The organism is Pseudomonas protegens, from assembly GCF_013407925.2.
Taxonomy (GTDB): Bacteria; Pseudomonadota; Gammaproteobacteria; order Pseudomonadales; family Pseudomonadaceae; genus Aquipseudomonas; species Aquipseudomonas fluorescens_AP.
Window position 1 is genome coordinate 84,162 of the sequence record NZ_CP060201.1, and the last position, 21,792, is coordinate 105,953.

A 21,792-nucleotide genomic window follows, 5' to 3' on the forward strand; every position below is an offset into this window, starting at 1 on the left:
ACCATTCGCAATTAATACAAATTCCCATTAGCACCCGAAGCCGCTATTGCTCCGCCTTAGCCATCGCCGAAGCGCGCCACGTGAAATCCCCACCTGCATCCATTGACAAGGCCAAGGCAAAAATTCAACATGCCAGCACTTGTTGGACAACCAACAACCAACAACCAACAAGTACCGCTCTGCAACCGCCAAGGCGTGCGAAGAGCTGTCGAGGAGATGAAATCCATGCCTCACCCCAAATCCGCCACAGCGTGGCCGCCCTCCTGTGCCGCCCCGAGAGAAAGGATCCAAGCCCCGAGCTTCGTGCCGCCGCCAGGTGCATGCGACACCCATGCCCATGTGATCTGCGCTGATTTTGAGCGTTATCCCCTGGTACCCGAGCGCAGTTACACCCCGCCTCCGGCACCTGAGGCGCTGTATCTGGACATGTTGCGGGCCACGGGGATGCAGCGCGGGGTTCTGGTGCAGCCGAGCGTCTACGGCACCGATAACCGCTACATGCTCGAGGTGTTGCAACGTCACCGTGATCGACTGAGGGGGGTGGCGGTAGTCGACGAACGAATCAGCGATGACGAACTGGCGCACATGCACGCCTTGGGTGTGCGCGGCGTTCGCATCAACGTGCTGTTTCGCGGCGGCGTGAATCTGGACTTGATGGAGCGCCTTGCCCATCGGGTTGCCGACCTTGGCTGGCATCTGCAGTTCTTGATTGATGTCCGGCTGTTAAGCGAGCTGCAGGCACGGATAGCCAGGCTGCCCTGCCCCGTGGTGATCGATCACTTCGGACACTTCCCGGCCCGCCTGGGCGTCAAGGAGCCGGGGTTCGAGTTGCTGCTGAGAAACGTGGCGGAACACGGTTGGTGGGTCAAATTGTCGGGCGCTTATCGCCTGAGTGAGCGGCATCCGGACTATGCCGATACGGATGCGCTGGCCCATGCCTTGCTGGGCGCCGCCCCCGAACGAATGGTTTGGGGCAGCGACTGGCCCCACGTAGCGCTCGAAAGCACGCCCGACACCGGTTCATTACTGGATCGCTTGCGCTCATGGGCGCCCGATCAGCGCCAGCGACAGAGCATCCTGGTCGATAACCCCGCCGTTCTGTACGACTTCAAATAACAAAAACAATAACCCAGCGGCGCCAAGGTGCTGCACGGAGAACAATAATGAGCTGGTTTAGCGAACTTAATACCGTTGAAAAACGCACCTTCTATTCCGCATTGGGTGGCTGGGCGCTGGACGCCCTGGACTTCATGGTGTTCACCTTTGTCATCGCCTCCTTGATGACCCTCTGGCACATCGACAAGGGATCCGTGGGACTGCTGAGCACCGTGACCTTGCTGTTTTCGTCCATTGGCGGATGGGGAGCGGGGATCCTGGCTGACCGCTACGGTCGGGTGCGGCTGCTGCAGATCAGCATTCTGTGGTTCTCGATCTGCACCGTACTGATCGGCTTCGCGCAAAACTTCGAGCAGCTGTTTGTGCTTCGCGCGCTGCAGGGCCTGGGGTTCGGCGGCGAGTGGGCGGTGGGCTCGGTGCTGATCGGCGAAATGGTCCGAGCGGAACATCGCGGCAAGGCCGTGGGCATCGTGCAGAGCGGATGGGCCATTGGCTGGGGCGCGGCCGCGCTGCTCTACACAGTGGCCTTCAGCTACCTTCCCGAAGACCTTGCCTGGCGCTCACTGTTCTGGATCGGCATCGCACCTGCAATGCTGGTGCTCTACATTCGCAAATACGTGCCAGAACCCGAGGTGTTCCTGCAGAGCAAGAAGCACCAGAGCGAAACTGGCAACAGGGTGGCCTTCTGGCACATCTTCTCCCCTTCGCTGCTGCGCACCACCCTGTTGTCCGCGCTGCTGTGCATGGGGGTACAAGGTGGCTACTACGCGATCACCACCTGGTTGCCGGCCTACCTGAAGCTGGAGAAGGGCCTGTCAGTGTTCGGCACCGGCAGCTACCTGCTGGTGGTCATCCTGGGGTCATTCTTCGGCTATGTCTGCGGTGCCTACCTGTCTGACCGGCTGGGGCGCCGCGCCAACTTCATCCTCTTCGCCGTCCTGTCGGCCATCAGCGTGATCTGCTACATGCAACTGAACCTGACCAATACCCAGATGCTGATTCTCGGTTTCCCCCTGGGGTTCGCCGCATCCGGTATCTACAGCGGCATGGGGGCCTTTCTGACGGAACTCTATCCTTCGGCAGTGAGGGCCAACGGCCAGGCGTTCTCCTATAACTTCGGGCGCGCGGTGGGCGCACTGTTCCCGGGACTCGTCGGTTTCATCAGTGCCCAATACAGCCTGGGCACCGCGATTGCGATGTTCGCCGGAGGTGCCTACTGCCTGGTCCTGGTGGTGACCTGCTTCCTTCCGGAAACCAGGGGCAAGCAATTGCACTGAACCAGACATCATTTGTTAGAGTAACGCCCGCGTATCGTTCGTTACGCGGGCGTTCTACGTTTCAAGCTTTTGAAACCGACATTCGATGACTGAGAAAAATGACTATAAAAGCAATTGGCCGACGTGATCACTTCTCGGTCGAGATCTTTCGTTATCTGGAAAGTGAGATACGTGAAGGTCGACTCCGTCCCGGTGATCGCATCCCCACCGAAAGCCGCTTGGCCGAAGCCTTCGCCGTCAGCCGAAATGTCGTGCGTGAAGCCGTGGCGCGGCTCAATTCCGCCGGCCTCGTCATCAGTCGCCAAGGGCTCGGGGTGTTTGTTGCCACTGAAGCCAACCAGAGCAGCTTCCGCATCACTCAAGAGGAACTGACAGACAGCACCAAGCTGCGCCAGCTCTACGAACTGCGCCTGGACCTCGAAGTCGCCGCCGCCGCCATGGCCGCCCGCCGTCGCTCACTCAATCAGTTGAACAAGATCGCGGCGGCGCTGGACACCCTGCGCGACGGCCTGCAAAACCCTGAGGACATGCTGGAGCACAGCCTGCAGTTCAAGCGCGCCATTGCCGATGCCACAGGCAATGACTACTTTCGCAACTTCATCATCTTTCTCTGCAGCCACGTCTACGAAGCGGCCTTGCTGGAGAACCGCCTGGTACGTTCGAGCGACCTCGGCGAAACCCTGCTGGCCGAACATCAGGCGATCTTTGACGCGATCAAGCTCGGCGACCCCGACCTCGCCAGGCGCGCCACCTGGCAACAGATCATCAACTCCGCCGAGCGCAATGGGTTGCGGGGATTGCAAGGCTGGGAAATCACTCGCATGAGTTCGCTGGGCGAAACCTATGCCCCGCAATGCGCAGGCCCGGATCCCGAGCCGCGCAAACTGCAACGCAGCTTGCCGGACGGGGCATGCGACTGCCACTTCCACGTCTTTGGTGACGAACATGGGCAACCGTTCTCCCCTCACCGTTCCTACACCCCGCCCCCCGCTCCCCTGGAGGCCTTTGAGCACGTCCAGAAAACCCTGGGGCTGAGTCGCGCAGTCATCGTCCAACCCAGTGTCTATGGGGCGGACAACAGCACCACCCTGGCGGCGCTGAAGCAAGGGGGCAGCGCATTGCGCGGGGTTGTGGTGATCGATACCGACACCGATAGCCAAACCCTGCAGGCGATGCATCGCCTCGGGGTTCGCGGCGTGCGGGTCAACCTGATCTTCAAGAGTGGCGTCGAGGTGTCGGATGTTGCGGCCCTGGCGGAAAAAGTCGCACCGCTTGGCTGGCACCTTCAGTTGCTGATCGATATCACCGAATTCGCCGATTTGTACGAAACCGTGGCCAGCCTGCCGGTGCCAGTCGTCATCGACCACATGGGGCACATGCCCACCAGTTGCGGGCTGAACCACCCGGGATTCACCGACCTGCTGCGCCTGCTGCAAGAAGGCCGGGTGTGGGTCAAGCTTTCCGGCGCCTATCGCTTTACCGCGTCGAAGGACTTTCCTTACGACGACGTAACGCCCTACGCCCGGGCGTTGATCGAGGCCAATCCGAACCGGCTGCTGTGGGCAAGCGATTGGCCACATCCGTGCATACCGGTGCCGATGCCCAACGACGCCAGCCTGCTGGAGATGTTGTTCGACTGGGTTGATAACGACGACGCGCTGATCAAGCAGATCCTGGTGGACAACCCGGCACAGCTCTACGGCTTCTGAAGACGCCCGGCGAGCTGGCCGCGCCAGTGCTCAACGAAACCGCCAGCACCCGTCCACACCGACCCCAGCCGCGACGGTCAAACCGCCCCACATCCGCGCCGCTCAAGCGCCTGAGGCTTGGTCGGCGCCGCGCAGCAACTTCAGCAAGGCCTGGAGCGGGTGCTGGACGGTCTGTCCGTCCTTGCGCTTGACCTGGCTGCGGCACGAGTAGCCATCCGCCAGCAGGCGCCCGTCTCCATTGAGACGGGCCACCAAGGGGCCCCAGGACTGGCGATAAATAACCTCCGAGGTCCCGGCGTTCTGGGCTTCGTGGCCGTAGGTTCCAGACATCCCACAGCAGCCGCTGGCTGGCACCTGCAACTTCAGGCCGACTCGCGCAAAAATCGTCTGCCACAGCGCCACGCTGCCCGGCTCGTTGGTTCTCTCGGTGCAGTGCGGCACAAAGTGGTAAGTCTCCTGGCCCGCGCCCAGCGCTGACGGCGCCAGTACCTGGGCCAGCCATTCCTGCGGCAGCAGCACGCTCGGGGCCTGATCCTGCCCCAGGGTCTTGGCGTACTCCTGCCGATAAACCAGGGTCATCGCCGGATCAAGCCCCACCAATGGAATCTGATAGCGGTGCAGCTCGCGCAGCGTTCGGCCGTTGTAATGCGCAGCCTTTTCGAAGGCGTTCAAAAAGCCCTGGACCTGCAGCGGCTTGCCATTGGCCGCGAACGGCGCGATGTACACCTCAAATCCCAGCCTGGCAATCAATTCGATCCAATCGGCCAGCAGCGGTGTTTCGAAGTAACGGGTAAAGGCGTCCTGCACCAGAATCACGCTGCGAGCCCGTTGCACCTCGTCCATCCCCTCAAGCAGCGCCGGCGAGGCCACGCGCACGTTCCACCGACGGCAAACCTCATCAAAATCCAGCAGGCTCAGCCGCGGGCTGTCGATCATTCCGGCCACTCGCCGCAGCAACGCCCCCACCATCCGCGAGCCGATGATCCCGTTGTACAAGCGCGGCACGCGGGCGAAATGGGGAATGGTGTACTCCAGGGAACCGATGAGGTAATCCTTCAGCGGGCGCAGATAGCGGCTGTGGTACAGCTGCAAGAACCGCGAGCGAAAGTCCGGCACATTGACTTTCACCGGGCACTGCCCCGCACAGGATTTGCAGGCGAGGCACCCGGCCATCGCCTCGTAGACCTCGTGGGAAAAGTCTTTCTGGCCCAGCTTCCGTGCCAGCGTATTGACCGCACGCCTGGGCAGGCCAAGCAGCGCGGACCTGGACGAGAGAGCCACTTCCAGTACATCGATACCTTGCTGGCCCTGCAAGCGCAGCCACTCACGCACCAGCGACGCGCGCCCCTTGGGCGAGTGCAGTCTATTGCGGGTGCCTTTCCAGGACGGACACATGGCGTCATCGGGGTCGAAGTTGTAGCAGGCGCCGTTGCCGTTGCAATGCACGGCGGCGTCGTAGTGCGACCAGACCCGCTCATCGATGGTGCGATCAAGCTCGCCGCGCAACAAGACCTCATCCACCCGGGTCAAGCGGGCCTCGGGCAGCGTCTTGGGCGTGGCGATCTTGCCCGGGTTGAGTTGGTTGTGCGGGTCAAAAGCCGCCTTGAGTTCCTGCAGGGCCGGATAGAGTTCGCCGAAGTAATCGGGCACGTATTGCGAGCGCAAGCCTTTGCCGTGCTCGCCCCAGAGCAAGCCGCCGTGCTTGTACGTGAGCTCGGCGACGGCGTCGGAAATGGGCCGGATCAGGGCCGCCTGGGCGGGGTCTTTCATGTCCAGGATCGGCCGCACATGCAGGACCCCGGCGTCCACGTGACCGAACATGCCATATTCCAGGCCATGGCTATCGAGCAACTCGCGGAACTGCGCAATGAAATCAGCCAGGTGCTCGGGAGGAACGGCAGTATCTTCCACAAACGGCTGGGGCCGGGCGGAGCCTTTGACATTGCCCAGCAGCCCCACGGCCCGCTTGCGCATCGCGTAGACCCGCTGCACGGCCTGGGCGCCGACGGCCAGGGTGTGCCCCAATCGCACCACGCGGGTGTCACGCTGCAGGTGCAGGACAAATTCATCCACGCGTTGCAGCAAAGCCGCCTCGTCGTCGCCGCTGAACTCAACCAGGTTGATGCCCAGGGTCGGCACCTCGGGGTCTTGGGGAAAGTACTCGGCGACGCCGTGCCAGACGATGTCGTTCATCGCCAGCCCGAGGACCTTGGAGTCCACCGTCTCGATGGACAGCGGCTTGAGCTGCATCAACGCCTTGGCGTCGCGCAACGCATCCATGAAGCCTGCATACCGCACATTGACCAGGATCGAGTACCGGGGGACCGGCAGCACATTGAGCGTGGCTTCCACGATGAAACCCAGCGAGCCTTCGGAGCCGCACAGGACACTGTTCAGATTGAGTCGCGCGTTGGGCTCCTGCAGATGCGCCAGGTCGTAGCCCGTCAGGCAACGGTTCAGCTTGGGAAAGGTGTGTTCGATCAGCTCGGCGTATTGCTCCACGATCTGCGATGCACAGCGATGGATCGCGCCCACCTTGTCTTCGCGACGGGCCTGTGCCTGCCACTGCTCAGGCTCCAGGGGCGCACTGTCGAGCCGCTCGCCACCGATGAGAATGGTCGACAGCGCCAGGACATGATCACGGGTCTTGCCATAGGTGCAGCTGCCCTGGCCGCTTGCGTCGGTATTGATCATGCCGCCGATGGTGGCGCGGTTCGACGTCGACAGCTCCGGCGCGAAAAACAGGCCATGGGCTTTCAACGCCGCGTTGAGCTGGTCTTTGACCACGCCGCTTTGCACCCGCACCCAGCGCTCCTCGACGTTGATCTCAAGGATGCCGTTCATGTGGCGCGACAAGTCGACCACGATCCCGCTGGTCAACGATTGACCATTGGTGCCGGTTCCTCCGCCCCGCGGCGTGAGTACCACCGAGCTGAATGGCGCCAGCGCCACGAGGCGGGCCAACAGCTGAACATCCTGCACATTGCGCGGAAACACCGCGGCTTGCGGCAGGCGCTGATAGATCGAGTTGTCGGTCGCCAGCACGGTCCTGAGCCCATGATCGCGAGCGATTTCTCCCTGGAAACCTTCCTGTTCCAGGCGCGCCAGGAACAACTCGCAGGCTGGGTTTTTGACTTCATGGGGAGACAACCGGGCAATCATGCTGGAATTCCTACTGGCGATACCGCTAATCTGAGCATTCTCGTTATGTATGCTTACCCCCCGCCAGCTGCTGCATGGCAAGGGGCGCACCCACGATTTTGTGGGGCCAAGACGTTTCACACAAACGTAAAACCTGCAGCTTTTGCATGAGCTTTATGAATGAACCCACGCCGACTGACCCCTTCGATGTCCCTGCTGGTCGCCTTCGAGGCCGCCGCCCGCCATTGCAGCTTCACCAAAGCCGCGGACGAACTGGCCCTGACCCAAAGCGCGGTCAGCCGGCAAGTACAGGCCCTGGAATCGCAGCTGGAGATCTCGCTGTTCAAGCGCGAGGGCAGAAAAATCGAACTCACCGCCGCCGGCGCCCTGTACCAGCATGAGCTCAGCGCCGCATTGGGGCGCATTCGCAGCGCCACCCTGCAGACCATTGCCTTCAAGGAAGAAGATGGCCCGTTGAACCTGGCGGTGCTTCCGACGTTCGGCTCAAAATGGCTGCTGCCGAAAATGCATGAGTTCTATGCCCGTCATCCCAGGAACCTGGTGCATATCCATTCAAGGATCATTCACGCCGACAACCCCTCCAGCGTGGGCGACATGCAGGCCATCATCTGCGCGGGGAAAGGGGATTGGCCGGGCTACGTGTCGCACCTGCTGCTGCGGGAAAAACTGATCGTCATCGCCAGCCCCAAGGCCCTGGCAGACAACCCCGAGCTAGCGCTGGACGACCTCCCCCATCATTTGCTGCTCAATGTGGTGTCTCGCCCCAACGGCTGGTCCGATTGGTTCGACTTCAACAACCTGGATCACCAGAAAATGCGCACGGGCCCCAGCTTCGAGCTCACCGCCCACCTGATCCAGGCGGTGGCCGCAGGCATAGGTATCGGGCTGGTTCCCGATATCCTGGTGCAGGAGGAAATCGAGTCTGGCGCCGTGGTCAAGCTGTTCGACCCCATGCAAAGCGGTCGCAACTATTACCTGACCTGCGCCGCGCGCTATCAGCACTTTCCGGCGTTCAAGACCTTCAGCGCCTGGTTGCTGTCCCTCCCCTCCTGAAGCGACTCTGCTGAAGCGCCCGCCGCCACTCATCCAGCGGTCGGCGTCCAGCTGGCAAGCAAAGCGCCTTTGCCTTCCCAGCCGCAATGCCACGGCTGCGGGCTCTGCAGCATCAATGACCGAGCGCTCCGTTCAACCCCTCACCAGCGCATGATCAGCGGCAGCAGCGGACGCAAATCCCGGCGCTGACCGCTGGCTCCATGATCGATTTCCACCTCGATCAGGTGCTCATCCCCCTGGACCATCGCAAAGCCCTGCAGCTGGTTTGCGCAGTCGGCAGCGGCTGACAAAGCCTGGCGGCCGGGCGTGGTGATGCGCACGGCGGTCATCTCGCGAAAGCCGTTGGGATGTTCAAACGGCTGGGCTCGCTCAATCGGAGCCTCATCGGGTCGTTTGGCAAAGCCAAGAAAAAACCACATCGGTTCGCCGACAGGCCCGTGCCCCACATCGACTTTCAGGGCCGCGGGCAAATAAACGGGTCGATATTCCCAGACCGGAAACGGCGGCGCCTCGCCCACGCTGGAAGGCCGGAAGCAAACGCCGAAGGGCGCGGCGACGCCATCGCTGCCCTTGAGGCGCTCATAGAGCCGTGTTGGCGCGGTCAACTGACTTTGCGCCTCGGCCTCATCGGTGAGGTACAAAAGCTCGATGAAGGCATTGCGCAAGAAGAACCGTCGGTTGGCCGTGCCTTGACCCGGGTGGGTGTTTGGCGTCCCTTCAACCAGCCCGAGGGCTTTCAATGCATCAGCGCCTTGCCCGTGATCATTCACGCCAATAAAAATGTGGTCTGTTTCCATCGTTAATTCCCTTTAATCCTGATCGTGAGCAGCGGCACTTTTGCCATGGGACAAAAAAGCCGGCGAGCAGTCTGACATGGCCCATTGCGGCCATCCAGAACAATGCTCGAACGGGTTTTTGCTGACGATCAGGTACAGGGCTGGCTCCCCGATCGATGCCCGCACCCATAGCGCTGACAGCTCTGCCATTGGCGGGGGAAGGATGCTCGGCGCTCAGCGACAGGCCGCCGGCTCAGGAGTCAGGACAGCGATAGACATTGCCCGAAAGCGTCACGTTGGTTTGCTCCAGGCGATTGTCCGAACCGGTCTGCCCTGCGCGCTGGGTGAGCAGGTAAACCCGGTTGCCCCCCAGCGCCGCGGCCTTGTTTTTCAGGTCGTTGCGGGCGCCGGTTTCGAGATTGGCGTTGCCCGTGATACTGCCCAATAAAAAGTCGCCCTGACTGCCGGTGACATCGCCAAGAAACTGGCATTCACGTCCCGGTTCATTGTGGGTGATGCGTACCTTGTTGGCCCCGGGTCCGGCGATTGAAGTGGGCGCGCAACCCGCCAGGACAGACAACACGGCACACAGGCCGATTCCCGTGAGTCGATGAGAACGATGCATCCGGATGATTCCTTTCGTACATTTGCAGCGATACCCCAAGCGGATAATCCTGCGGGGCGGTAGAGCGCGCAGTATCAAACGTTGGCAGAGCCGCCGTTGTATTAATCCGTTGATTTACCGTCAAAAAATGTAAAGAGAGGCCCGCGAACGCCACCTCAGGGCGTGGCCGATGATTGGCCAGCGCCAGCCTCATGCACTCGCGCCGAGTGGTTGCTTGCCCCGTCAGCCCTTGTGTTCAACAGGATTGGCGTTCCACCAGCGGGCATGCAACTCGGTGAATCGTCGGTTGTTCCCTGCGTTCAATGAGGTACTGAGCAGAGCGCCGCCCCATCTCGTAATACGGCAATTGCACGGTACTGAGCGGCGGATAGAACAGCTCGGCCACGCCGATCATATTGTCGTACCCCAGAACCGCTACCTGATCCGGAATGCGCAAGCCGCGACTGAGCAGGTACTGGTAGGCGACCAAGGCGATCCGATCGTTACCGCACACCAGAAGATCGAACGCCGGCCTGCCCTGCAAGTCGCGCAGTCGGCTCTCCAGCACGGCAATCGTTTCCTGATAGGCGTCATCCCGGGACAGGTTGTACTGCGCCACATCGGCCGCGGGGATCCCGGCTTCGGCGAGGGCGCGGGCCAAGCCCAGTTGACGCTGCTCCCAGGCCAGACTGGTCTGCGGCAAGTTGATGCACAGCGGATTGCGGTAGCCGCGCTTGAGGGCGTATCGCACCGCCTGATACTGACCGTCTGCGTCATCCGGCACGTAACAGGCCACGCCGGGCTCCAGGCTCACGCAGTTGCTCAGGACCAGCGGCAGGCCGCGCAGCACCGGGGGAATCTCGACGGTGCGCAGTTGCATGGCGCTGAAGATGATCCCGTCAGGCTGATGGGACAACATCAGATCGATGGTCTGCTGGTTCGGCGGCACTTCGAAGACGTTGAGGATGAACAGGTTCCAGCCGTTCTCACGGGCGGTGCGCTCCATGGACAGGAGCATTTCCACAGCGAAGGGCGTGGTGGCGGTATCCAGGGCGAAGACCCCGATGGTCTTGCCGCGCGAGGAGCCGCCGCGGATCTTGCGCGCCGAAAGACTGGGGACATACCCCAGGGTCTCTACCGCTTGCAGAACTTTCGCCAGGGTTTCCTGATTGACTTTTTCCGGGGTATTGAGCGCCCTGGACACCGTCATGAAGGAAACCCCTGCCAGGCGCGCGACATCTTTAACTGAGGCCATTCGCAGGTGCCAATGCTTGTATGGCCGGGCATCATGTCATGCCTGGCAAAAGCATGACAACACAGCGCCGGAGCCGTGCCAGACACGGCCCACCCACGCATCAGAGGCGCAGATCGGCCAGGCGCCAGAGCGAAACGTCGCCGAAAGCACCGCGTCCATTGATGGCAAAAGCCCTGAGCGCCTGGCTGTCGGGACGAGGATAGATCCGGCTGCTCAAGCTGTAGGCGCCATCATCGACAAACACCTCGATAGAGGAGCGATCCAGGAAAATCCGCAGGGCGACCTGCGTTTGCCCCCAGGCTATCGGCACGCTGCGCACCCCGCTCACACCGACTCCCGAGTGTTGCCGGTCAAGCACCAGACGGCGCGCCATCGCATCGAAATACACCAGGGTCCGCTCCTGCTGATCCTCACTGCAACGCAGGGCCAGGCCGAAGCGCTCGGCGCTGCTGCCAGCCAGGTCCAGGGTCAGCTCGAACTCCAGCAACGTGCCTCGCTCATCGATCAGGCAATCGGCGGATTCCACCGCGCCGATCGGCAAGCTCCGCAGCGACTGGCGCAACCCCGTCAATTCGCGAGCCGGCCGCATGCGCAGCCGTTCGCCGTCGCGGCTCAACTCCCGAGGCAGCGACAGCGCACCACACCAGTGATGGGCCTGACTCGGCATCGGGCTGTCCCACATGTCCATCCAGGCCCACAGCAAGCGTCGCCCGTCCGGCGCCAGCAGGGTCTGCGCGGCATAAAAGTCATGCCCGTGATCCAGCTCGCGCAACTTGCCGCACTCGCTGAAAAAGCCCCGGTCGTCCAGCAGGCCCATTCGGTAGCTGTTCTGGAACTTGTTCCAGTTGTCATAGCCGCTGGGGGCGAGGCCCTGGGGCGAATAGAGAAACACATCGCTGCCATCGAGCTCGAACAGGTCCGGACACTCCCACATGTAGCCGTCCGCCTGACGTTGCCCTTGCAGCGCGCAGCTCAGGTACTCCCAGTGCCGCAGATCGTCGGAACGATAGAGCAGGAGCTGCGGGTCGTCGCCGCGACGGGCGCCGAGGGCCATCCACCACTGCCCTGCTCGCCGCCAGACCTTGGGATCGCGAAAATGCATGATGCCCGGCTCCGGCGCCGCCTCGATCACCACCCCGTGCTTGTCAAACGACACGCCATCGGTGCTGCTGGCCAGGCACTGGACCTGACGGATGTGCCGGTCGTCGCCCGGAGCGCCCAGCCACACATGCCCGGTATAGATCAGGTACAGCCTGTCGTCCGCGACCACCGCAGACCCCGAGAAGCAGCCGTCGCGGTCATAGGCAGCGCCGGGCGCCAGCGCTATGGGCAGATGTTCCCAGTGCACCAGGTCACGGCTCCTGGCATGCCCCCAGTGCATCGGCCCCCAGTGCGCCGAATAGGGATGATGCTGGTAGAACACGTGATACTCGCCGCGAAAAAACACCAGGCCGTTGGGGTCGTTCATCCATCCCGCCGGCGGCGCAAGATGGTAGGCGGGGCGAAAGTCATCGCCCCGCTCAGCCAAGGTCTTTTCAATAGCGCGATGCGCTTGGTCCAACAGTGCAGCGTGCATGGCTGGTTCCTGTCTAGGGTTCATAACGAGGGGCGGATTGAGCAATGGCGGGGAGCGGCGGCGAATCGCCAGGCGCGACCTCACAGGTGTGGCGTGCCGGGTCCTTGCGCAACAAGGTCCATGACAGCAGCAGGCAGGCACCGACCAGCCCGGCCATCAGCACGTACACGCTGGCAAACCCGAGATGGTCGTAGCCGTAGCCCACCAACGGCGACAGCAGCATGGCGGTCAGTTGCTGGGCGAACTGGAATCCCACCAGATAGATCGAGGCAGACAACCGAGAGTCGAAGTTGAGCGAGATGTATTTGAATACCGAGATCAGCAGGATGGGCACTTCCAACGCGTGCAACATCTTGCAGGCGGCGATGGCCCAGGCCTGGGTCGCCAACCCGGAGCCGAGGATCCGCACGAACATGATGCTGCCCGCCAGGATCAGCCCGTATTTGGCGCCTGTGCGACTGACCACCCAGGGGGCAAACAGCATCAGTACCGCCTCGACCAGCACCTGAGACGAATTCAGGTAGCCGTAGGCGCGGGTGCCCTGCTCCGGGGTCGGGAAAAACGAGGAGAAGTACACCGGAAACTGTTGCTCGTAGATCATGTAGATCCCGCACACCCCGGTCAGGTAGAGGCTGAAGGCCCAGAATCGCGGCAGTGTCAGCAACCGCCACAGATCGTGCAGACGCGCGGGACTGGCAACCGCGCCGACCCCGGCAGTCGACCTGCTCAGCCGGTCCAGATCCAGGCGGGACAGCGTCAGCAGAAACAGGGCACCGGCGGCGCTGCTCATGTAAAACGCGATATTCGGATCGATATTGAACACCACCCCGACCGCGCCGGTCGCACTGGCCCAGCCCAGGGATCCCCACATCCGGGTGATCCCGAACTCGAAACCGGCATGGCGAGACAGGCGCTCGGTATAGGACTCGATCACCCCCACACCGGCGAGCATCGCCAGGGCCAGGAACGCCGCACCGAGCAGCGCGCCCAGCACCACGTTCTGCGCCAGCAGACCGGCATAGACATAGATTGCAAAGGGCGCCGCGGCACACAGCAAGATGCCGATCCACACCAGGAGCTTCTTGGACAGCCCGAGGCGGTCTTGCAGTGCGCCGTAAAAAGGCTGAACCAGCAACGCCGCAATGGCGTTGGCGGCGAAGATGAAGCCGGTTTCCGTGCCATTCAGGCCAATGACCCGATGCAGCCAGATAGAGAACAGCGAATAGCTGGATGACCACGAAAAGAAGAAGAAAAACAACAGACCACTGATAAGCCAGTACTCGCGTTTGGCGGCAAGCTGCATGTGACGACCCTCTTGTTTTTATTTAGGTTAACGTTAACATCGCAACACATTACGCGTCTTCCAACGCTTCGCTGTCAAGTGGAGTGCGCTGCGAAAAGTGCCCGGCGCGCCCTGCATGAGCCGCCCGCGAGCCGCTGAAAAGACGCCGGCAATGCCCGAATACAAAAACAAGAGGGTTATCTATGGGTTCCGCGCGGTGCCGGCCTTGGGCCGGCTTTTCTCTGTTGCTGCTGTCCACTCAACTGTTCGCCGCGCCGGCGCCAAGCATCGAGGAGCGGCTGGCCAGGCTCGAAGCCCGAACCACATCCGCCGAAGCTCGTGCCTCAGCGGCAGAAGCCGACGCCGCGCGGTTGCGCCGGGAAGTCCAGCAGCTCAATCAGCAAATCCTCGGCCGTCCGCCAACGCCCGCGGCAAGCCCCCTCGACCCACCCGTGGCGCGGACAGAGGGCCACCCACAGGCCCTCGCCAGCGCCGCCCCGGCGACCGCGTCATCAGCCAAGGCCAGCGAACACTTGAGCGACGGCTTCACCTTCGGCGGCTATGCCCGCTCCGGCATCATGAGCAACGGATCCGGCGCCGGCCGTGGCGGCCCCTACCTGACCCCCGCCGGTTCGGTGGGAGGCGCGGTCGGCCGCTTGGGCAATGAAGTCGACACCTACATGGAGGCCAAGTTGTCCAAGGAAAGCCAGGCCGACAACGGCACACGCTCCAAGTACCTGCTGATGCTCGCCGACGGCCTGGAGACGCCCAACGACTGGACCGCCGCGCAGAGCCGGCTGAATGTGCGCCAGGCCTACAGCGAGCTCAGCCACCTGGCCTCGTTCAAGGACAGTCCCCTGCTGCGCGACACCACGCTATGGGCGGGCAAGCGCTTTGATCGGGACAACTTCGACCTGCATTGGCTCGACAGAGGGATCGTGTTCCTGGCCGGCACAGGCGGCGGCATCTACGACCTGCAACTGACGCCAGACTGGCGCGTCAACGCGTCGCTGCTGAGTCGCTCCTACGGAGACTTCGGCACCGAGGAGAAAAAGGACATCCGCAGCTATGTCGCGACCCTGAATCAATTCTTCGACCAGGGCCGCTGGCAGGTCATGCTCAATGGCATCTCGTCCGGCCAGAACGATGCCGACCTGGACACCGGCAACCGAACGGACCCCGAGCACAAGCGCCGAGTCAACACCTCAGGCTTCAGCCCCGCCACCGGCGGCGCCCATGGCCTGTTCGCCTACCATCGACCCGACTTCTTCGGCCGTGAGGGCTACGCCAAGGCGGTGCTGCTGTATGGCCAGGGCCTGGGGGCGGAGGTCAACAACATCGGTGCCGATGGCGGCCTGCTGGACCAGGCCAGGACCTTGCGCCTGGCCTTCTATGGCCATACCCGCCTCACTCAGGACTGGCGCATCGCCCCGGCCCTGATCGCCGAGCAGAGCAAGCATCGTTACGTTCCCGACGACGCCTATCGCTACCTGACCCTCAACCTGCGCCTGGCCAATGAACTGAGCAGCAACTTCGAAATGCAATATGAACTGAGCTGGCAGACCATGGACCTCGATGCCCGGGGCTACGATGGCCGCCAGGCCGCCAAGGGCGACTATTGGAAGCTGACGTTCGCCCCGACCTTCAAGGCCCAGACCGGCGACTTCTTGGTTCGCCCCGAACTGCGCCTGTTCGCCACCTACATGAACTGGTCCAGAGATCTGGATAACTTCAGTGCAACAGACGACTTCGGTCAAAAGGGCTTCAAGTCCGGCGGCGACTGGCAGCTGGGGGTACAGATGGAAACCTGGTTCTGAGGACTGCCGCCGGCCCCTGCCACAGCGCCCAATATTGCGTGGCGAGCAACAATCAATTGCGCGCCCGGGGATTGATAGCCGCCTAACCAAAGGCGCAGGCTAGAGGGCTGGCTCGCGGCTTATATCATTCCGAATGATAGTTACCTTCGCTTCATTCGATTCGTGAGATACCAGCCTGCCGAGCATCATCCGCCCATCTCAAATTACCTTGGCGGATGAACCATGGACCAGTCAGTCAAATTCTTGCGTTACCCCTTAGCCGCCCTCGCCGTTCTGGTCATGAGTGCCTGCGGCAAAGCCCCGGAAACCGCCTCCGCGCCACCCGCCGCCAAAGTCAGCGTGGCCAAGGTGCTGGAGCAACCGGTCAACGAATGGGACGAGTTCACCGGACGCCTGGAAGCCCCGGAAACCGTGGAGATCCGTCCACGAGTCTCGGGCCAGATCGACCAGGTGGCCTTCACCGAGGGCGCCCTGGTGAAGAAAGGCGACCTGCTGTTCCAGATCGACCCGCGTCCGTTCCAGGCTGAAGTGCGTCGCCTCGAAGCCCAGCTGCAACAAGCCCGGGCCACCGCCACCCGCAGCGCCAACGAAGCCCAGCGCGGCCAGCGCCTGCTGACCAGCAACGCGATTTCCGCCGAGCTGGCCGACACCCGCAGCAGCGCCGCCCAGGAAGCCCGGGCCGGGGTCGATGCGATCCAGGCCCAGCTGGACCTGGCCAAGCTCAACCTGAGCTTCACCCGGGTGGTGGCGCCCATCAGCGGCCGGGTCAGCCGCGCGCAGATCACCGCCGGCAACCTGGTGACCGCCGATGTCACCCCGCTCACCAGCCTGGTGTCCACCGACAAGGTCTACGCCTACTTCGACGCCGACGAGCGCGTGTACCTCAAGTACACCCAGCTTGCCCGCCAGGGCCAGCGCGGCCAGACCACCCCGGTGTACCTGGGCCTGTCCAACGAAGAAGGCCACCCACACCTGGGCCAGATGAACTTCGTCGACAACCAAGTCAACCCCAAGACCGGCACCATCCGGGGCCGCGCGGTGTTCGACAACCGCGACGGCAGCTACACCCCGGGCCTGTATGCGCGCCTGAAACTGGTGGGCAGCGGCACCTACTCGGCGATGCTGATCAACGACGAAGCCGTGGGCACCGACCTGGGCAAGAAGTTCGTGCTGGTGATGGACGCCGACAACAAGCCGGCCTACCGCGCCGTGGAACTGGGGCCGAAGATCGAAGGCCTGCGCATCGTGCGCAGCGGCCTGAGCAAGGACGACACCATCATCGTCAAGGGCTTGCAGCGGGCACGCCCGGGCGCCCCGGTGACGCCTGAAGTGATCCCCATGGCCAGCCAGGAAACCCTCGCCGCCCTGGCCCAACAACGCCAAGCACTGGAAGCCAGCAACCTGCCGCAGGTCACCCCTGCCAAGGCGGCTCCGGCTGTGAAACTCGCCGCTGCGACTCCGCGCGGTTAAGGGACGACTCTCAAGATGAATTTTTCCCAGTTCTTCATTTCAAGGCCGATCTTCGCCGCGGTGCTGTCGCTGCTGATCCTGATCGCCGGCGCCATCTCGCTGTTCCAGCTGCCCATCAGCGAATACCCGGAAGTGGTGCCGCCCACCGTGGTGGTGCGCGCCAACTTCCCCGGGGCCAACCCGAAAGTCATCGGTGAAACCGTGGCCGCGCCGCTGGAACAGGCGATCACCGGGGTCGAGAACATGCTCTACATGTCCTCGCAATCCACCGCCGACGGCAAGATCACCCTGACCATCACCTTCGCCCTGGGCACCGACCTGGACAACGCCCAGGTCCAGGTGCAGAACCGCGTGACCCGCACCCAGCCCAAGCTGCCGGAAGAAGTGACGCGCATCGGCATCACCGTGGACAAGGCCTCTCCGGACCTGACCATGGTGGTCCACCTGACCTCGCCGGACAAACGCTACGACATGCTCTACCTGTCCAACTACGCCCTGCTCAACATCAAGGATGAGCTGGCGCGCCTGGGCGGCGTGGGCGATGTGCAGTTGTTCGGCATGGGCGACTACTCGCTGCGGGTGTGGCTGGATCCGAACAAGACCGCCTCGCGCAACCTGACCGCCACCGACGTGGTCACCGCGATCCGTGAACAGAACCGCCAGGTCGCCGCCGGTGCCCTGGGCGCGCCGCCTGCGCCCAGCGCCACCAGCTTCCAGCTGTCGGTCAACACCCAGGGCCGCCTGGTCACCGAAGAAGAGTTCGAGAACATCATCATCCGTTCCGGCGAGGACGGTGAAATCACCCGCCTGAAGGACATCGCCCGCATCGAGCTGGGGTCGAGCCAGTACGCCCTGCGTTCGCTGCTCAACAACCAGCCGGCGGTGGCGATCCCGATCTTCCAGCGCCCGGGTTCCAACGCCATCGAGATCTCCAACGAAGTGCGGGCCAAGATGGCCGAGCTCAAGCAGAGCTTCCCGCAGGGCATGGACTTCAGCATCGTCTACGACCCGACCATCTTCGTCCGCGGCTCCATCGAGGCCGTGGTGCACACCCTGTTCGAAGCGCTGATCCTGGTGGTACTGGTGGTGATCCTGTTCCTGCAGACCTGGCGCGCCTCGATCATCCCGCTGGTGGCCGTACCGGTGTCGCTGATCGGCACCTTCGCGGTGATGCACCTGTTCGGTTTCTCGCTCAACGCCCTGTCGCTGTTCGGCCTGGTGCTGGCCATCGGCATCGTGGTGGACGACGCCATCGTGGTGGTGGAGAACGTCGAACGTAACATCGGCCTGGGCCTGAGCCCGGTGGAAGCCACCAAGCGCGCCATGCGTGAAGTGACCGGCCCGATCATCGCCACCGCCCTGGTGCTGTGCGCGGTGTTCGTACCGGCGGCCTTCATCAGTGGCCTGACCGGGCAGTTCTACAAGCAGTTCGCCCTGACCATCGCCATCTCCACCGTGATCTCGGCCTTCAACTCCCTGACCCTGTCGCCGGCCCTGGCCGCGGTACTGCTCAAGGAACACCATGCGCCCAAGGACCGCTTCTCGAAGATCCTCGACAAGCTGCTGGGGGGCTGGCTGTTCAAACCCTTCAACCGCTTCTTCGATCGCGCCAGCCATGGCTACGTCGGCACCGTGCGCCGGGTCATCCGCGGCAGCGGCATCGCCCTGTTCCTCTATGCCGGCCTGATGGTGCTGACCTGGTTCGGCTTCGCCCACACCCCGACCGGCTTCGTTCCGGCCCAGGACAAGCAGTACCTGGTGGCCTTCGCCCAACTGCCGGACGCCGCCAGCCTGGACCGCACCGAAGACGTGATCAAGCGCATGTCCGACATCGCCCTCAAGCAACCCGGCGTGGAAAGCGCGGTGGCCTTCCCTGGCCTGTCGATCAACGGCTTCACCAACAGCCCGAACAACGGCATCGTCTTCGTCACCTTGAAGCCCTTCGATGAGCGCAAGGACCCGAGCATGTCCGCCGGTGCCATCGCCGGTGCCCTGAACGGCAAGTACGCGGACATCCAGGACGCCTACATGGCGATCTTCCCACCGCCGCCGGTACAGGGCCTGGGCACCATTGGTGGCTTCCGCCTGCAGGTGGAGGACCGCAGCGGCCTGGGCTACGACGAGCTGTATAAGGAAGTGCAGAACGTCATCACCAAGAGTCGCAGCGTGCCGGAACTGGCCGGGCTGTTCACCAGCTACCAGGTCAACGTGCCCCAGGTCGATGCCGCCATCGACCGGGAAAAGGCCAAGACCCACGGCGTGGCGATTTCCGACATCTTCGACACCCTGCAGATCTACCTGGGTTCGCTGTATGCCAACGACTTCAACCGCTTTGGCCGCACCTATCAGGTCAACGTCCAGGCCGAGCAGCAGTTCCGTCTCGAACCCGAGCAGATCGGCCAGCTGAAAGTGCGCAACAACAAGGGCGAGATGATTCCCCTGGCGACCTTCATCAAGGTCAGCGACACCGCAGGTCCCGACCGCGTGATGCACTACAACGGCTTCGTCACCGCGGAAATCAACGGCGCGGCCGCCCCGGGCTACAGCTCCGGGCAAGCGCAAGCGGCGATCGAGAAACTGCTCAAGGAAGAACTGCCCAACGGCATGACCTACGAATGGACCGAGCTGACCTACCAGCAGATCCTGGCCGGTAACACTGCCCTGTTCGTCTTCCCGCTCTGCGTGCTGCTGGCCTTCCTGGTACTGGCTGCGCAATACGAGAGCTGGAGCCTGCCGCTGGCGGTGATCCTGATCGTGCCGATGACCCTGCTGTCGGCGATTACCGGGGTGATCGTCTCCGGGGGCGACAACAACATCTTCACCCAGATCGGCCTGATCGTACTGGTGGGCCTGGCCTGCAAGAACGCGATCCTGATCGTCGAGTTCGCCAAGGACAAGCAAGAGGAAGGCCTCGACCCGCTGGCCGCGGTACTGGAAGCCTGCCGCCTGCGTCTGCGGCCGATCCTGATGACCTCCTTCGCCTTCATCATGGGCGTGGTGCCCCTGGTGATCTCCAGCGGCGCCGGTGCGGAAATGCGTCATGCCATGGGGGTCGCGGTGTTCTCCGGGATGCTCGGGGTGACCTTCTTCGGCCTGCTGCTGACCCCAGTGTTCTATGTCCTGATCCGCAATTATGTGGAGCGCGGCGAGGCCCGTAAGGCCGCCCGCGCCCTGCAACTGGAGACGCAACAATGAGTGCCAAAGTCTTCCTGCCGAGCCTGCTGGTGCTGGCCCTCAGTGCCTGCGCCGTCGGCCCGGACTACCAGAGCCCAACCACCGAGGCGGCGCACATCAGCGCCGCCACCGATGGCGCCGCGGGCCAGAAGAACTTCGACCGCGCACGCTTCGAAGGCATCTGGTGGCAGCAGTTCGATGACCCGACCCTCAACCAACTGGTGAGCAAATCCTTGCAGGGCAACCGTGAGCTGCGGGTGGCCTTCGCCCGCCTGCGGGCCGCCCGAGCGATTCGCGATGACGCCAGCAATGACGCCATGCCGACCATCACCAGCCGCGCCAGCAGCGACCTGGCCAAGGGGCAGATCCCCGGCCAGACCAGCAAGCGGGTCAACAGCGAGCGCTACGACCTGGGCCTGGACATGGCCTGGGAGCTGGACCTGTTCGGGCGCATCCAGCGCAACCTGGAAGCCACCGACGCCGACCAGCAGGCCGCCGAGGCCGACCTCTACCAACTGCAGGTGACCATGATCGCCGAGCTGGTGGACGCCTACGGCCAGTTGCGCGGCGCACAGCTGCGGGAAAAGATCGCCCTGGCCAACCTGGACAACCAGCAGGCCTCGCGCAAGATCACCGAAAGCCTGCGCGACGCCGGCGTCGGCGACCAACTCGACGTGGTCCGCGCCGATGCTCGCCTGGCTTCGGTGGAAGCCAGCGTGCCGCAACTGCAGGCCGAGCAGACCCGCCAGCGCAACCGCATCGCCACCCTGCTGGGTGAGCGTCCGGACCAGCTCAGCGTCGACCTGTCGCCGGCGCAGCTGCCGGCGATTGCCAAGGCCCTGCCGATTGGCGACCCGGGCCAGCTGCTGCAACGCCGGCCGGACATTCTCAGCGCCGAACGCAAGCTGGCCGCCGCCACCGCGCGCATCGGCGTGGCCAAGGCCGACCTGTTCCCACGGGTCAGCCTCAGCGGCTTCCTCGGTTTCACTGCCGGACGCGGTTCACAGATCGGCTCCTCGGCGGCCAATGCCTGGGCCCTGGGCCCGAGCATCACCTGGGCCGCCTTCGACCTGGGCAGCGTGCGCGCCCGCCTGCGCGGCGCCGACGCCAACGCCGACGGCGCCCTGGCCAACTACGAGCAACAGGTGCTGCTGGCCCTGGAAGAATCGGAGAACGCCTTCAGCGACTACGGCAAGCGCCAGCAACGGCTGATCTCGCTGATTCGCCAGAGCGAGTCCAGCCGCGCCGCGGCGGACCTGGCCGAGATCCGCTACCGCGAAGGCACCGTGGACTTCCTGGTGCTGCTGGACGCCCAGCGTGAACGCCTGGCCGCCGAAGACGCCCAGGCCCAGGCCGAAGTCGACCTGTATCGCGGCATCGTCGCCATCTACAAGGCGCTGGGCGGTGGCTGGCAACCGGAGACGGTGGCCAGCAACTAAGGATTTGCAACGAGCTCCTTTGGTTGGCCGCAACCAACCAATGTTTGGCCCCGTGGATCATTCGGTCGCGGGGCTTTTTTTC

The 21,792-nt window shown here is 63.2% G+C and carries 14 protein-coding genes; 8 read left to right on the forward strand and 6 right to left on the reverse strand.

What is annotated here, in order from left to right; translation table 11 throughout:
* The first annotated feature begins 225 nt into the window (after window positions 1-225).
* The 3 genes from GGI48_RS00350 (at window position 226) to GGI48_RS00360 (ending at window position 4,102) form a co-directional block, all read left to right on the forward strand.
* A complete protein-coding gene (locus tag GGI48_RS00350; RefSeq protein ID WP_179596218.1) occupies window positions 226-1,116 on the forward strand; it encodes an amidohydrolase family protein in 891 nt (296 codons plus the stop codon).
* Window positions 1,117-1,163: 47 nt separating this feature from the next.
* Complete coding sequence (locus tag GGI48_RS00355; RefSeq protein ID WP_179596220.1) at window positions 1,164-2,393, forward strand: MFS transporter; 1,230 nt, start codon at window positions 1,164-1,166, stop codon at window positions 2,391-2,393.
* A gap of 98 nt (window positions 2,394-2,491) precedes the next feature.
* The gene (locus tag GGI48_RS00360; RefSeq protein ID WP_179596222.1) at window positions 2,492-4,102 is read left to right on the forward strand and encodes an amidohydrolase family protein; all 1,611 of its coding nucleotides are present in this window, start codon (window positions 2,492-2,494) and stop codon (window positions 4,100-4,102) included.
* Between the two features lie 102 nt (window positions 4,103-4,204).
* On the opposite strand, the gene GGI48_RS00365 is transcribed toward GGI48_RS00360, so the two are convergent.
* Window positions 4,205-7,264, reverse strand: coding sequence for an FAD-binding and (Fe-S)-binding domain-containing protein (locus GGI48_RS00365; protein ID WP_179596224.1), 3,060 nt, complete (start codon window positions 7,262-7,264; stop codon window positions 4,205-4,207).
* Window positions 7,265-7,423: 159 nt separating this feature from the next.
* Between GGI48_RS00365 and GGI48_RS00370 the strand changes: the two genes are divergently transcribed.
* A complete protein-coding gene (locus GGI48_RS00370; RefSeq protein ID WP_016967586.1) occupies window positions 7,424-8,317 on the forward strand; it encodes a LysR substrate-binding domain-containing protein in 894 nt (297 codons plus the stop codon).
* 140 nt (window positions 8,318-8,457) lie between these two features.
* Here the strand turns inward: GGI48_RS00370 and GGI48_RS00375 are convergent, their stop codons facing one another.
* From GGI48_RS00375 to GGI48_RS00395, 5 genes are all read right to left on the reverse strand, one after another.
* Window positions 8,458-9,114, reverse strand: a complete 657-nt coding sequence (locus GGI48_RS00375; protein ID WP_103740226.1) for a VOC family protein — start codon at window positions 9,112-9,114, stop codon at window positions 8,458-8,460.
* A gap of 232 nt (window positions 9,115-9,346) precedes the next feature.
* Window positions 9,347-9,718: a DUF4156 domain-containing protein gene (locus GGI48_RS00380; RefSeq protein WP_016967584.1), complete on the reverse strand. Its 372-nt coding sequence runs from the start codon at window positions 9,716-9,718 to the stop codon at window positions 9,347-9,349.
* A gap of 235 nt (window positions 9,719-9,953) precedes the next feature.
* A complete protein-coding gene (locus GGI48_RS00385) occupies window positions 9,954-10,952 on the reverse strand; it encodes a LacI family DNA-binding transcriptional regulator (RefSeq protein WP_179596226.1) in 999 nt (332 codons plus the stop codon).
* A gap of 100 nt (window positions 10,953-11,052) precedes the next feature.
* Entirely contained in the window at window positions 11,053-12,528 is a 1,476-nt protein-coding gene (locus GGI48_RS00390; RefSeq protein WP_179596228.1) for a glycoside hydrolase family 32 protein, read from the reverse strand.
* A gap of 13 nt (window positions 12,529-12,541) precedes the next feature.
* Window positions 12,542-13,831 (reverse strand): MFS transporter, encoded by a 1,290-nt coding sequence (locus GGI48_RS00395; RefSeq protein WP_179596230.1) that lies wholly within the window; start codon window positions 13,829-13,831, stop codon window positions 12,542-12,544.
* Window positions 13,832-14,013: 182 nt separating this feature from the next.
* Between GGI48_RS00395 and GGI48_RS00400 the strand changes: the two genes are divergently transcribed.
* From GGI48_RS00400 to GGI48_RS00415, 4 genes are all read left to right on the forward strand, one after another.
* Window positions 14,014-15,627 (forward strand): carbohydrate porin, encoded by a 1,614-nt coding sequence (locus tag GGI48_RS00400; protein ID WP_179596232.1) that lies wholly within the window; start codon window positions 14,014-14,016, stop codon window positions 15,625-15,627.
* 222 nt (window positions 15,628-15,849) lie between these two features.
* Window positions 15,850-17,097 (forward strand): multidrug efflux RND transporter periplasmic adaptor subunit MexE, encoded by a 1,248-nt coding sequence (gene mexE / locus GGI48_RS00405; protein WP_016967581.1) that lies wholly within the window; start codon window positions 15,850-15,852, stop codon window positions 17,095-17,097.
* A gap of 15 nt (window positions 17,098-17,112) precedes the next feature.
* Window positions 17,113-20,292 (forward strand): efflux RND transporter permease subunit, encoded by a 3,180-nt coding sequence (locus GGI48_RS00410; protein ID WP_179596234.1) that lies wholly within the window; start codon window positions 17,113-17,115, stop codon window positions 20,290-20,292.
* On the forward strand, window positions 20,289-21,710 hold the full coding sequence (locus GGI48_RS00415; RefSeq protein ID WP_179596236.1) for an efflux transporter outer membrane subunit: 1,422 nt from the start codon (window positions 20,289-20,291) through the stop codon (window positions 21,708-21,710). The genes GGI48_RS00410 and GGI48_RS00415 overlap by 4 nt, the downstream gene beginning before the upstream one ends.
* Window positions 21,711-21,792 lie beyond the last annotated feature (82 nt).

Bases quoted from the DNA above. Each gene is read 5' to 3' on its own strand.
- GGI48_RS00350 (WP_179596218.1), top strand. From the start codon at position 226: ATGCCTCACCCCAAATCCGCCACAGCGTGGCCGCCCTCCTGTGCCGCC.
- GGI48_RS00355 (WP_179596220.1), top strand. From the start codon at position 1,164: ATGAGCTGGTTTAGCGAACTTAATACCGTTGAAAAACGCACCTTCTAT.
- GGI48_RS00360 (WP_179596222.1), top strand. From the start codon at position 2,492: ATGACTATAAAAGCAATTGGCCGACGTGATCACTTCTCGGTCGAGATC.
- GGI48_RS00365 (WP_179596224.1), bottom strand. From the start codon at position 7,264: ATGATTGCCCGGTTGTCTCCCCATGAAGTCAAAAACCCAGCCTGCGAG.
- GGI48_RS00370 (WP_016967586.1), top strand. From the start codon at position 7,424: ATGAACCCACGCCGACTGACCCCTTCGATGTCCCTGCTGGTCGCCTTC.
- GGI48_RS00375 (WP_103740226.1), bottom strand. From the start codon at position 9,114: ATGGAAACAGACCACATTTTTATTGGCGTGAATGATCACGGGCAAGGC.
- GGI48_RS00380 (WP_016967584.1), bottom strand. From the start codon at position 9,718: ATGCATCGTTCTCATCGACTCACGGGAATCGGCCTGTGTGCCGTGTTG.
- GGI48_RS00385 (WP_179596226.1), bottom strand. From the start codon at position 10,952: ATGGCCTCAGTTAAAGATGTCGCGCGCCTGGCAGGGGTTTCCTTCATG.
- GGI48_RS00390 (WP_179596228.1), bottom strand. From the start codon at position 12,528: ATGCACGCTGCACTGTTGGACCAAGCGCATCGCGCTATTGAAAAGACC.
- GGI48_RS00395 (WP_179596230.1), bottom strand. From the start codon at position 13,831: ATGCAGCTTGCCGCCAAACGCGAGTACTGGCTTATCAGTGGTCTGTTG.
- GGI48_RS00400 (WP_179596232.1), top strand. From the start codon at position 14,014: ATGGGTTCCGCGCGGTGCCGGCCTTGGGCCGGCTTTTCTCTGTTGCTG.
- mexE (WP_016967581.1), top strand. From the start codon at position 15,850: ATGGACCAGTCAGTCAAATTCTTGCGTTACCCCTTAGCCGCCCTCGCC.
- GGI48_RS00410 (WP_179596234.1), top strand. From the start codon at position 17,113: ATGAATTTTTCCCAGTTCTTCATTTCAAGGCCGATCTTCGCCGCGGTG.
- GGI48_RS00415 (WP_179596236.1), top strand. From the start codon at position 20,289: ATGAGTGCCAAAGTCTTCCTGCCGAGCCTGCTGGTGCTGGCCCTCAGT.